Origin of the sequence: Pseudidiomarina marina (genome assembly GCF_003987045.1) — a bacterium.
Taxonomy (GTDB): domain Bacteria; phylum Pseudomonadota; class Gammaproteobacteria; order Enterobacterales; family Alteromonadaceae; genus Pseudidiomarina; species Pseudidiomarina marina.
Genome location: NZ_PIPZ01000001.1, coordinates 746779 through 759737, shown reverse-complemented (window position 1 = coordinate 759737; position 12959 = coordinate 746779). Strand labels below are relative to the sequence as shown.

Genomic DNA, 12959 nt, shown 5'->3' with positions numbered 1-12959 from the left:
TAATTTAATACAGAGTTTATTAAGACGACAATCTTAAAAATTTGTCTTAAATATCTTACACACAAAGTTAATTCATTTAAATAAATTACATATTCGGGTAATTAGGTCCGCCAGTACCTTCTGGTGTTACCCACGTAATGTTTTGCGACGGATCTTTAATATCGCAAGTTTTACAATGAATACAGTTCTGAGCATTTATTTTAAATACAGCCTCACCATTTTCTTCCACCACTTCATAAACGCCAGCAGGGCAGTACCGTTGCGCAGGTTCGGCATATTCAGGAAGATTCACCTTCAATGGAATTGAACTGTCTTTTAACTGAAGGTGACATGGTTGATCTTCTTCATGGTTAGTATTTGATAAAAATACCGACGATAAACGGTCAAAAGTTAATTTATTATCGGGCTTTGGATATTCCAACGGTTTACATTCATTGGCTTTGCGCATTTGCCCGTGATCGGTGTTCTCATCTTTGATGGTGAACGGTAGTTTGCCGCCAAACAGATTCTGATCAATGGTGTTGTACGCTCCGCCCAAGATGGTGCCAAACTTGTGCACAGCTGGACCAAAATTACGTGAGCAATAAAGCTCTTCATAGAGCCATGATTTTTCAAAGCGTTCGGCAAAATCAGGCAGCTCAGCCGGTGTATCAGTGTTTTGTAACGCAGCAAAGATGCTTTCAGCAGCTATCATGCCAGATTTCATTGCCGTATGATTTCCTTTGATTTTGGCAAAGTTAAGCGTCCCGGCATTACACCCAACAAGCACACCTCCGGCAAACGTCATTTTCGGCAGTGCGTAGAATCCACCTTTTGTAATTGCTCGCGCGCCATAAGTTACTCGTTTGCCATCTTTTAAAGTTTTAGCAATTTCAGGATGTGTCTTGAATTTCTGGAATTCGCCAAATGGGTTTAAGTACGGGTTGCTGTAATTCAAGTCGACGATTAAACCAACGTACACTTGCCCATCTTCAGCGTGGTACAAGTAGCCACCGCCACTCGCCTCATCTGCAAGAGGCCAGCCTGTTGTATGAACCACTAAGCCGGGCTGATGCTGGTCTGCCGGGATGTCCCAGATTTCTTTGAATCCAATCGCATAGTGTTGCGGTGATTTCCCTTCGGCGAGGTTGAACTGCTGTTGTAAACGTTTACCTAGATGGCCTCGGCAGCCCTCGGCAAATACAGTGTATTTAGCGCGAAGTTCCATTCCAGGTTCAAATCCAGGTTTTTGTTCCCCTTTACTATCAAGCCCCATATCACCAGTAATGATGCCAGCAACGCGACCGTCTTCGACAATAATGTCGGCAGCCGGGAATCCGGGAAATATTTCGACACCAAGTTGTTCAGCTTGTTCTGCTAACCAACGGCAGACATTCCCCATGCTGGTGATGTAGTTGCCTTTGTTGTGGAATGTTTTAGGTACCATGAAGCCTGGCAATTTAGTCGCTTTCTCAGCGTTTTTAAACAACATGATTTCATCGCCAGTTACTTCTGTTTTGAGCGGCGCGCCACGTTCTTTCCAATCGGGAATTAATTCATTTAATGCGCGTGGTTCGAAAACCGCTCCTGATAAGATGTGGGCACCAACCTCTGAGCCTTTTTCGACTACGCAAATCATTAACTCTTGATTGCTCTCTTGCGCTTGCTGAGCAAGACGTATGGCGCAACTTAAACCGGCAGGGCCTGCACCTACGACGACGACATCAAATTCCATACTTTCGCGTTGCATAGTTTACTCCTGGTAAGGCGTGTCATTATTTGTTTGATCAGGATGTTCGAGCATACCTTGAACTTGTTCTGCAGGAACAGGGCGCGCGAGGAAGTAACCTTGCGCAGATAAACAATCACGCTGCAATAAAAAATCAATTTGCTGTTGTGTTTCTACACCGACAGCACATATGTGAATACCGCGTTCATGGGCAAATTTTATCATGGTGTCGGCAATTAACGCCTGCACTTTATTGTGCGGTATTTCTGAAAGCAATGCGTGGCTAATCTTTAATAGATAAGGCGGGCATAATTGCATCGCCTTCATTGTAATAAAGTTTAGGCCAGTGCCATCAACTGTTAGTTTAACGCCAATGGCCTTCAATTTCGCGAGTACCCCGTCTTCTTGACAAGCATGGCTACAATACAAATCTTCTCGAATTTCAATGTATAAATTCTCTGCCGGCACATTGTAGCGACGCAAGTTGGTTTGCAATAACTCTGGTAATTCAGGTAATGCTAACTGCTTGCCTGATAAATTGATGTGAATCGTTAATTGCGTATGATCGCTTGCTAGCCATTCACGATAATCATTTAACACTCGTTTTAACAAGTTGTCGGTAAGCGGCACAATTAAACCCGTGTCTTCAATGAGCGATAAGAACTCTTCCGGTAGTGCTAATTCACCATCGTCCTGACGCCAACGCATCAGTGCTTCTAGTCCAGTCACGTGTTTCGAGCGCAAATCAAAAATTGGCTGGTAGTGCACTTCAACGCGGTGCGCTTCCACAGCTTTATGCAGTTGCTCTAACAAAAATTGACGTTTAGATAGCTCCGATTGGTGCGACCGATTGTAAATATTGATGCCGTGGTAATCCGACTTTTTCGCTTGATTCAAAGCCGCATCCGTATGACGCAATAAATTATCTGCATCAAAATCTGCATCATTTGCAAAAGCGATACCCATTGACGCTGAGGCGTACACCTCGTGGCTATTGATGTAAAACTCAGGTTTTACAATTCTAACTAATTGATCGGCTATTTCTGTTGCTTGTTGATCGGTGGTTACACCTTCTTTGACAACAAGGAATTCATCACCGCCAATACGCGCGATAAAATCAAACTTAACCGGACAGCGTTGAATGCGGTGGGCAAGGCGACGCAGTAACTCATCGCCAATTTTATGACCAAGGGCGTTATTAATTTCTTTAAAGTGATCCACGTTGAGTTGAATAGCAACTAACTGACCTTGATGAATAGCTAGTTCGGGTAGGCGCTCGTGCAGGTACCGAAGCAGGGCGTTTCGATTCGGTACTTCAGTGAGTGCATCATGTTCCGAAAGGTAAGCTAATTGCTGCTCAATTTCTTCGCGTTTTTGTAATTGAAGCAACAAGTCTTCATTGTTGTTTTTGAGTTGTTCATAGCGCTGTTGCTGTAGCTTCATGCGAAACACTAACAACATGAAGAAACCCGTTAAAAACATACCGAGTAACGGCACGATATAGGAATTTACGACGTGCATTTCCGAAAATTTTAAAGGTGTTGGCCACACTAAAAATTGCCACTGCTGGTCGGCGACCCGTATCGTGAATTCCGCATTCCATTCGTTTTTTAATTCGGTGTTACCAGCGAATGCGTAGATGGCTTCGTTATTTTGCTTAACTTCAACTTGATAGCCTTCAATAATATGATGATGTATGGTGCTTTTGAGGAGTTCCTGCACAGCAACAACCATTGCAACATAGTAACGCTGTTCAACGTTTATAATGGGTAAAAACAAGGCCAAATCATGCTTATTAAGAGAGAGGTTGTGCGCCGGCATAAATACCGTGGCATCATTTGACTGCTGTAGCTTGAGTAGTTGCTCAGGATTACCTTGATAACTCTCTACAATAATTTGCTCGGAACCATTTAGTAATTCTTGATCAATAAAATTAAGTTGTTCATCAAGTACGGTAATGTGTTGTACGGATTGATAAAAAGAATTCACCGCGCGGCGAAGTTGTGGCAGTTGTTGTGCGGGTTCACTTTCACTCATCTTCAATAGCTCACCCGCAATTTCACCTGCATATAGCAAGCGAATTAAGCTTCCTCTTACGTTACTTTCTAAACTTTGTGCATCTGCTCGCATGCGTTCAGCAATGCGCTTATGGTCATATTGCTCGAGCAAAAGAGTCGCCGCAATTGTAATTGCGAGCCCAATGCCTGCGGTGATGATCAAAGAGCGCCATTGCTTCATGCTAGAGTTCCTAATTATATTTCTATTGATTTAGCTCAGCGCGGTCACGAAACTGCTCTAAGGCTTCAGGATTCGCTAATGCATCCGTGTTTTTAACCGTTTCACCGTGTACAACTTGGCGAACTGCTAGCTCGACAATCTTTCCACTAATCGTTCTTGGAATATCTGTCACTTGAGCAATGACCGCAGGAACGTGACGAGGCGTGGCATTTCGACGAATTATCTGGCGAATTTCTTGCTGCAATGCATCATCAAGCTTCAAACCTTCGCGCAAACGCACGAATAATACGACACGTTCATCGTCTTGCCAGCGTTGTCCAATGGCAATGCTCTCAAGCACACTATCAATCTTTTCAACTTGGCGATAGATTTCTGCTGTGCCGATACGCACGCCACCTGGGTTTAGCACGGCGTCGGAGCGGCCATAAATAATCACCCCGTCATGATCAGTAATTTCAGCATAGTCACCATGTGCCCAGGTATTCTCAAACCGCGCAAAATAGGCTTTAAAGTAGCGCTGACCATCGTTATCGTTCCAAAACCCGATCGGCATACACGGGAAGCTGTTACAACACACAAGCTCACCTTTTTCTTGCACCACGGCTTGGCCGTTGTCATTGAATACTTGCACGTCTAAACCGAGGCCTTTGCATTGAAGCTCACCGCGATATACCGGCAATATTGGATTGCCAAGAGCAAAGCATGAAACAATGTCGGTACCACCTGAAATTGATGATAAACACAGGTTAGACTTGATGTCGCGATAAACGAAATCAAAGCTCTCCGGTGCAAGCACTGAGCCGGTTGTTAGAATGGCTCGCAATGCCGTTAAATTGTGCACTGTTGCTGGTTTATACTCAGCTTTTTCTAGCGCCGACAGATATTTTGCGCTGGTACCGAAAACACTTATTTGTTCTTGTTCGGCAATATGCCAAAGTGCCGCCGGTTCTGGATAAAACGGTGAGCCATCAAATAGAACGAGCGTGGCGCCTTGAGCAAGGCCAGAGACCAGCCAGTTCCACATCATCCAGCCACAGGTTGTGAAGTAGAAAAACACATCGTCGCGATCAATATCAGTGTGCAATGCATGCTCTTTCATGTGCTGCAATAGTGTGCCGCCAATCCCGTGAACAATACATTTCGGTACGCCGGTCGTGCCAGAACTAAACATGATGTACAGCGGTGCATTAAACGGCATACGCACAAATTCTAATGTGTTTGCAGAACGATCTAAATAGTCGTTCCAAGCGACCGAGGTGGCGTCGTATTGATGGTTAAAACCTGCAAAATTAACAACGACCGTGGTTTCAACGGAAGTTAGCTCAGCACGAATAGCGTTCACTTTTTCGCTGATGTCGAGTTGCTTGCCGTTATAGAAATAGCCGTCGACAGTAATGAAAAGCTTTGGCTCAATTTGGCCAAACCGGTCGACCACGCCTTGTACGCCAAAGTCCGGTGAGCAACTCGACCAAATAGCGCCCAAGCTGGTGGTTGCGAGCATCGCAATAATGGTTTCAATACAGTTTGGCATCATCGCTGCAATGCGGTCGCCGGCGACAACACCCTGTTGCTTAAATGCTGCGGCTAAAGCCGCGACTTCATGGCGCAATTCGGCGTAAGTTAACTGTTGCCGAGCGCCGTTTTCGCCACGAAAAACTAAAGCAATGTGATCATCTTGATAGCGTAATAGATTTTCTGCAAAGTTTAGTCGCGCGTCAGGAAACCATTTTGCTCCAGGAATTTTAGTGCCATCGACAAGCGTGCGCTCACCGGCATCGCCGATGACATCAAAGTAATCCCAAATGTCGCGCCAGAACGCTTCGTGGTTTTGAACTGACCAATCATGTAGTTCGCTATATGTCGTTAAGTCGGCGCCGTGTTTGCGATTCACATTTTGCATGAAATCCGTCATGCGTGCGGCTGTTATTTGGCTTGAATCAGGTTGCCACATGATTTTCGTTGTCATTTTGTGTGTTCCTGTTTAGCTAGTTCTGCTAGTGCAACATTTGAGCGCGGGCCATGATTTAAGTGTTGGCAAATTGTCGCGCCAGCATGCACCAGCTGGTTAAGATCAATACCGGTTTCAATACCCATACCGTGCAACATGTAAATCACATCTTCGGTGGCAACGTTGCCGCTTGCGCCTTTGGCATATGGACAACCGCCAAGCCCAGCTACCGCGCTATCGATAGTTGCAACGCCCATGGGTAAGCAGCTAGAAATATTGGCAAGCGCTTGGCCGTAAGTATTATGGAAGTGTAATGCGAGTTGTTGCATCGGCACTTTGTCTGCTACGGCGCTCAACATTCGCTGCGCATGGAGTGGGGTACCGACACCGATGGTATCGCCTAGCGAAATTTCGTAACAGCCCATTTGCCAAAGTTTTTCGGCAACATAGGCGACGTCACTAAGACTAACTTCACCCTGATACGGGCAACCAAGAACACAGCTCACGTAACCGCGCACTTTCATATTTTGCGCTTGAGCTGCTTCGATAACCGGAGCAAATCGGTCAAGACTCTCAGCGATGCTACAATTGATATTCTTCTGGCTAAAAGCTTCTGACGCGGCGCCAAAAATTGCGACTTCATCGGCACCAGCAGCAACAGCCGCTTCAAAGCCTTTCAAATTGGGCGTTAAAGCGGCATAGGTACGACCGTCGAGGCGCTCGATACCGGTAAATACAGCGGCGCTATCGGCCATCTGCGGTACCCATTTAGGGCTGACAAATGCACCGGTCTCGATATAGGACAATCCAGCTCGGGCCAACGCATTCACGAGTTCAATTTTCGCCTCAACGGGCACAGCCTGCTCGTTTTGCAGCCCATCGCGTGGGCCTACTTCAACAATTCTTACCTGTTGCGGCAAACTCATGGGGTATCCTTATTCATCATTCAAACTAATCAATTCGGCGCCATCGCTGACAAGATCGCCAGCCTGATAATATACTTGGGCAACTTCGCCATCGCGTGGTGCACGAATCGTATATTCCATCTTCATCGCTTCCATAATTACGAGTGCTTGGTCTGCAGTCACTGTATCGCCAGCTTTAACCATCACTTGAACAACCGTACCGTTCATAGGAGCAGTGAGGCTACCAGCTGCCTTTTCTTGTTCAAGCGTATCAGTAACGTTATGACGATTGAACCGCAAACTGGCATGTTCAGTCATCACCACAATGTCGTGATCTGCACGCAAAATATGCGCTTGGAAGCGGTGGCCATTCTTGCTAAAGAACCATTGTTCGCCAATACGATCAGCTTGCCACGCATCGTTGTGGTCAATTTGATACCAAGCTTGGTCTCGTTCAACCAATTGGATATCATGCAGCGTTTCACCATATTGCAGACTGAGTGCAAATTGACGGGGTTGGTTTAAACGAAAACTATGTTGTGTAAACCATGGGTTTTGGTTATCAACTGATTTTTCAGTAAAACGCTCAGCTAAAGTTGCCATCACCGCATAGTCGTTTACTAAATGGCTGGTGTCTGGGAATAGATCCGCTTCATACTTTTCAATAAAGCGTGTGGTTAATTCAGCTTGGCCAAATTTCTTGTGACCCGCAATACGACGTAGGAAGTCGATATTAGTGCGCACACCAGCAACGCGGTAATCGTTTAGCGCCTGAATCAGTCGACGCAAAGCAACGGTGCGATTTTCGCCCCAAACAATGAGTTTGGCGATCATGGGATCATAATATGAGCTCACCTCATCACCAGCGACAACGCCGCTATCGACACGTACATAGTCGCTGCTTGTTGGTGGTTGCAGCACATGTAACGTTCCGGTACTTGGCAAAAACTCGTGCTCAGGGTCTTCGGCATAAATTCGCGCTTCAAATGAATGGCCGTTTACTTCAATCTGATCTTGAGCAAGTGGTAGGGGCTCGCCACTAGCCACCATCAGCTGCCATGCGACTAAGTCCTGGCCCGTAACCATTTCCGTGACCGGATGTTCAACTTGCAAACGGGTATTCATTTCCATGAAATAAAATTTATTGTCAGTGTCGAGCAAAAACTCAACTGTTCCCGCTCCCACATAATCAATGGCTTGTGCAGCACGCACAGCAGCTTCACCCATCGCTTGACGGGTGTTGGTACTCATGGACGGAGCTGGGGCTTCTTCAATGACTTTTTGATGGCGTCGTTGCACTGAGCAATCACGTTCCGCGAGATAGACCGCATTGCCGTGCTCATCACAGAACACTTGAATTTCGACATGGCGCGGGTTGCCGATGAATTTTTCTACGAGCATTTTGTCGTTGCCAAATGAAGCTTGTGCTTCGCGTTTGGCTGAGCTTAAGGCTTCATCAAACTGTTTCGCGTTTTCGACCACGCGCATGCCTTTACCGCCACCACCGTAGGCTGCTTTAAGTAGCACAGGGTAACCAATTTTTTCGGCTTCGGTGCGCAGTTTATCAGCGCTTTGCTCGCTACCGTGATAGCCCGGTACCAGTGGTACGCCAGCTTCGCTCATAATTGCCTTGGCAGCACTCTTCGAACCCATTGCAGCAATGGCGCTGGTTGGTGGCCCGACAAAGATAATGTTGTTGCTAGCACACGCATCGGCAAAATCTTCGTTTTCTGACAAAAAGCCATAGCCTGGGTGAATGGCGTCGGCGCCGGTTTTCTTTGCTGCGGCAATAATTTTGTCGATGACGAGGTAACTCTCCGCACTGGGTGCCGCACCAATATGAATACTTTCATCGGCTAACTGCACGTGTTGGGAGTGACGATCTGCATCTGAGTAAACTGCTACGGTACGAATACCCAGTTCTCGAGCCGTTTTAATAATGCGGCAAGCAATTTCGCCGCGGTTAGCAATTAGCAATTTTTGCAACATTGCTGTTCCTTAATTATTGAGTGGTTTTCCAGTTCGGCGCGCGTTTTTCTAAAAATGCACTGAGGCCCTCTTGACCTTCTGCCGAAACCCGAATTTCTGCGATACGTTCAATCGTCACGCGTCGTGTATTTGCGTTGAGCGGTTGCTGATCGATATCTAATGCAAGCTGCTTGGCCGCGGTAACGGCTGCAGGACTGTTGGCTACCAAACTATCGATTAATGGACGCACCGCGGTTTGTAGATCGTCAACGACTTCGTGTACTAATCCAATTTGGTGGGCAACATCGGCACTAAAGCGCTCGGCGGTAACCATATAGCGACGTGCTTGACGGGTGCCGATGGCGCGCATTACATACGGACTAATCACAGCTGGAATGAGGCCGATTTTTACTTCGCTCAAACAGAAGCTGCTAGCTGGCGTCGCGAGTGTTATATCACAACATGCCGCTAACCCGACTGCGCCACCAAATGCTGCGCCTTGTACTAAAGCGATGGTTGGTTTTGGTAGCTCGTCGAGCTCTTGCATGAGACGCGATAGTTCACCCGCGTCGGCAATATTCTCATCGTAATTTTTTGCAGCCATAGAGCGCATCCAGCCCAAATCAGCGCCCGCTGAGAAGTTCTTGCCATTCGATTGCAAAACGAGAACGCGAACATTGTCATTTGCGCGTACGCTTCCTAGCGCATGCAAGAGTTCAGCGATCATGCCGTCATCGAATGCATTGTGAACCTCTGGCCGATTTAACGTCAGATAAGCCACATGACCATTGACTGTCAGATCAATTGCTTGGTAAGCCATATCGCCTCCTTACATCCGGAATACGCCGAACTTGGTGTCGGCAATTGGTGCATTGTTGGCAGCGGCTAAGCTAAGCCCCAAAACGGTACGCGTTTGTGCTGGGTCAATAATGCCATCATCCCATAACCGTGCTGAAGCGTAGTAGGGGTGACCTTGCTTTTCATAGGTATCGATAATTGGCTGTTTAAGCTTTTGTTCGTCTTCGGCGCTCATTGTTTCGCCTTTGCGCGCCAGATTATCTTTAGTCACTTGCGCCATGACACCGGCAGCTTGTTCGCCGCCCATTACCGAGATACGTGCATTTGGCCACATGAACATCAACGTTGGATCATAGGCACGGCCACACATACCGTAGTTACCAGCACCATAACTACCGCCAATTAAAACAGTGAATTTAGGTACTTGAGCACAACTTACTGCGGTAACCATTTTGGCGCCGTGTTTTGCGATACCTTCAGCTTCGTATTTTTTACCAACCATGAAGCCAGTAATATTCTGTAAAAACACTAATGGAATTTTGCGTTGTGCGCATAACTCAATGAAGTGCGCACCTTTTTGTGCCGATTCTGAGAAAAGAATGCCGTTGTTGGCGACAATACCGACTGGGTAGCCGTGAATGCGAGCAAAACCGGTAACCAACGTGTTACCGTAATTTTGTTTAAACTCATCAAAATCGGAGTCATCAACAATACGTGCAATGACTTCACGCACGTCGTATGGTTTACGCAAGTCGGTACCAACGATGCCATATAACTCTTTCGCATCGAAGCGAGGCTCTTTTACTGCGCTCGGCTGAACTGGTTGTGCGCCACGATAATTTAAGCGCGCGACTGAGCGACGGGCGAGAGCCAAGGCATGTTCATCATTCATCGCAAAATGGTCAGCTACGCCAGATATGCGAGTATGAACATCGGCGCCACCGAGCTCCTCTGCGCTTACTTCTTCACCTGTGGCCGCTTTAACTAACGGTGGTCCGGCTAAGAAAATTGTGCCTTGTTCCTTGACGATGATACTTTCATCGGCCATCGCTGGCACGTACGCGCCACCCGCAGTACATAGGCCCATTACCACAGCAATCTGTGGAATTCCTTTTGCCGACATGTTGGCTTGATTGAAGAAGATACGGCCGAAGTGATCACGATCTGGGAATACTTCGTCTTGGCGCGGCAAGTTAGCGCCGCCTGAATCCACTAAATAGATACAGGGTAGGTGACAGCGCTCGGCAATTTCTTGTGCGCGAAGATGCTTTTTCACTGTTAACGGATAATAGGTGCCGCCTTTGACCGTTGCATCGTTGGCGACAATCATACATTGCACACCTTCAACACGACCAATTCCGGCAACCACTCCCGCAGCTGGAACGTAATCTTCGTAGCAATCCCATGCTGCAAATTGGCCAATCTCTAGAAATGGCGAACCGCTATCAAGTAATTTTTCGATCCGTTGGCGGGCTAGTAATTTACCGCGAGAAAGATGACGCTCTTGGTACTTTGGGCCGCCGCCTTGCTTAATTTGTTCGGCTTTGGCAAACAAATCATCAACCACTTCTTGCATGGCTTGTTGATTGGCCAAAAATGTTTCGTCTTTTGGGTTCACTGTGCTGGTTAATACCGTCACGATTGCGACTCCTGATAATTAGTTGCGCAAAATTAAGCTGACTCGCTGAATAGCTCGCGGCCTATCAACATACGGCGAATTTCTGAGGTGCCGGCGCCAATTTCATATAATTTTGCGTCGCGCAATAGGCGTCCGGTCGGATACTCGTTAATGTAACCGTTTCCGCCCAGTAATTGAATGGCATCAAGGGCTAATTGTGTCGCTAATTCAGCAGCATACAAAATGGCTCCCGCGGCATCTTTGCGCGTGGTTTCGCCGCGATCACATGATTGAGCTACGGCATACACATAAGCACGAGCTGCGTTTGTGCGGGTGTACATATCTGCTACTTTACCTTGTACTAACTGGAATTCGCCGATGGCTTTTCCGAATTGCTTGCGGTCGTGAACGTATGGAATCACCACATCAAGACAAGCTTGCATGATGCCGCATGGACCTGCTGCAAGCACAGCGCGCTCATAATCAAGACCGCTCATCAATACTTCAACGCCACAATCGACTTCGCCTAGAACGTTTTCAGCAGGAACCTTACAGTTGTCAAATACCAATTCGCAGGTATTCGAACCACGCATGCCTAATTTATCGAGTTTCTGTGCGGTGCTAAAACCAGCGAAATCTTTTTCAATTATAAAGGCAGTAATGCCGCGCGAGTTTTTATCTGGTGAGGTTTTTGCGTAAACCACAAGTACGTCTGCATCAGGACCATTTGTAATCCACATTTTATTGCCGTTTAGCACGTAGTGGTCGCCTTGCAATTCAGCACGTAACTTCATGCTCACGACGTCAGAGCCGGCATTCGGCTCGCTCATCGCCAGCGCACCAACATGCTCGCCACTACATAATTTGGGCAAATACTGTTCTTTTTGTGCCTGAGTGCCGTTGCGTGCAATTTGGTTCACACATAGGTTTGAATGTGCGCCATAACTTAAACCAACGGAAGCCGACGCGCGGCTAATTTCTTCCATTGCCACAACGTGTTCGAGATAACCAAGACCCGATCCACCGAACTCTTCAGGAACGGTCATGCCAAGTAAGCCGAGATCACCCATTTTGCGCCACAAATCAGCAGGAAACTCATTTTTTTCATCAATTTCCGCAGCGCGTGGTGCAATTTCATCACGCGCAAAGGCATTCACGGTTTCACGGATCATATCCGCGGTTTCGCCGAGGCCGAAATTAAAGGTGGTATACTGACTAATCATAACTGCTCCTGAGTTTCTGCTGTAGAACTCGTTGCGGACTGATTTGCTTCAATTTCGGCAAGTTCATCGCGACAACGATCTTCTAAGTTCGTAAGTTCTACTAAAAGAACCTTAATATCTTCAAGTTGCTGTTTGAGTGACATCTTCTTGTCATCAATCAACGCTAAAACGGTATGTAGCTGGCGTGCGCTGCTATTTTCCATGTCATACAAGTCAAACAAATTCTTGGTTTCTGCCAACGAGAACCCAAGCCGTTTACCCCTTAGAATAAGCTTCAAACGCACTCTGTCTTTATTCGTATAAAGTCGCGTTTGGCCTTGCCGTTTAGGCGAGAGCAGGCCTTGGTCTTCATAGAACCGAATGCTACGAGTGGTGATGTCGAATTCACGGGCTAATTCGCCGATGCTGTAGATGGTTGTTGCGTTCATTTTTGCTTGCTTGTCATGGTTGAGGGCGTTAAGCTTAAAACAAGTTGACGTTAACGTAAAGGTAAGAAAGCCCGAAAGCGATATTAGCTATTGGATATTAGATATTAGTTAAAACACCAAAGCCC

At 46.8% G+C, this 12959-nt stretch carries 9 protein-coding genes; all 9 read right to left on the bottom strand.

The genetic code is table 11. The features are described from left to right. Positions 1 to 85: 85 nt before the first annotated feature. From CWI76_RS03600 to CWI76_RS03560, 9 genes are read right to left on the bottom strand one after another with little or no spacing between them, the layout of a single operon-like run. Positions 86 to 1729 (bottom strand): electron transfer flavoprotein-ubiquinone oxidoreductase, encoded by a 1644-nt coding sequence (locus tag CWI76_RS03600; RefSeq protein ID WP_126758989.1) that lies wholly within the window; start codon positions 1727 to 1729, stop codon positions 86 to 88. 3 nt (positions 1730 to 1732) lie between these two features. Beyond that, the gene (locus CWI76_RS03595) at positions 1733 to 3946 is read right to left on the bottom strand and encodes a putative bifunctional diguanylate cyclase/phosphodiesterase (protein ID WP_126758988.1); all 2214 of its coding nucleotides are present in this window, start codon (positions 3944 to 3946) and stop codon (positions 1733 to 1735) included. Between the two features lie 22 nt (positions 3947 to 3968). Continuing rightward, positions 3969 to 5912 carry an acetoacetate--CoA ligase gene (locus tag CWI76_RS03590; RefSeq protein ID WP_126758987.1) on the bottom strand — a complete coding sequence of 648 codons (1944 nt, stop codon included), beginning with the start codon at positions 5910 to 5912 and terminating at the stop codon, positions 3969 to 3971. Further along, complete coding sequence (locus tag CWI76_RS03585; RefSeq protein ID WP_126758986.1) at positions 5909 to 6820, bottom strand: hydroxymethylglutaryl-CoA lyase; 912 nt, start codon at positions 6818 to 6820, stop codon at positions 5909 to 5911. Before CWI76_RS03585 ends, CWI76_RS03590 begins: the two co-directional genes overlap by 4 nt. A gap of 9 nt (positions 6821 to 6829) precedes the next feature. Beyond that, on the bottom strand, positions 6830 to 8788 hold the full coding sequence (locus CWI76_RS03580; RefSeq protein WP_126758985.1) for an acetyl/propionyl/methylcrotonyl-CoA carboxylase subunit alpha: 1959 nt from the start codon (positions 8786 to 8788) through the stop codon (positions 6830 to 6832). A 13-nt stretch (positions 8789 to 8801) separates the two neighbouring features. Next, positions 8802 to 9587 carry an enoyl-CoA hydratase-related protein gene (locus tag CWI76_RS03575; RefSeq protein WP_126758984.1) on the bottom strand — a complete coding sequence of 262 codons (786 nt, stop codon included), beginning with the start codon at positions 9585 to 9587 and terminating at the stop codon, positions 8802 to 8804. Between the two features lie 9 nt (positions 9588 to 9596). Then, positions 9597 to 11204, bottom strand: coding sequence for a carboxyl transferase domain-containing protein (locus tag CWI76_RS03570; RefSeq protein WP_126758983.1), 1608 nt, complete (start codon positions 11202 to 11204; stop codon positions 9597 to 9599). A gap of 32 nt (positions 11205 to 11236) precedes the next feature. After that, positions 11237 to 12406, bottom strand: coding sequence for an isovaleryl-CoA dehydrogenase (locus CWI76_RS03565; RefSeq protein WP_126758982.1), 1170 nt, complete (start codon positions 12404 to 12406; stop codon positions 11237 to 11239). Then, the gene (locus CWI76_RS03560; RefSeq protein ID WP_126758981.1) at positions 12403 to 12834 is read right to left on the bottom strand and encodes a MerR family transcriptional regulator; all 432 of its coding nucleotides are present in this window, start codon (positions 12832 to 12834) and stop codon (positions 12403 to 12405) included. The genes CWI76_RS03565 and CWI76_RS03560 overlap by 4 nt, the downstream gene beginning before the upstream one ends. Between the last annotated feature and the right edge of the window lie 125 nt (positions 12835 to 12959).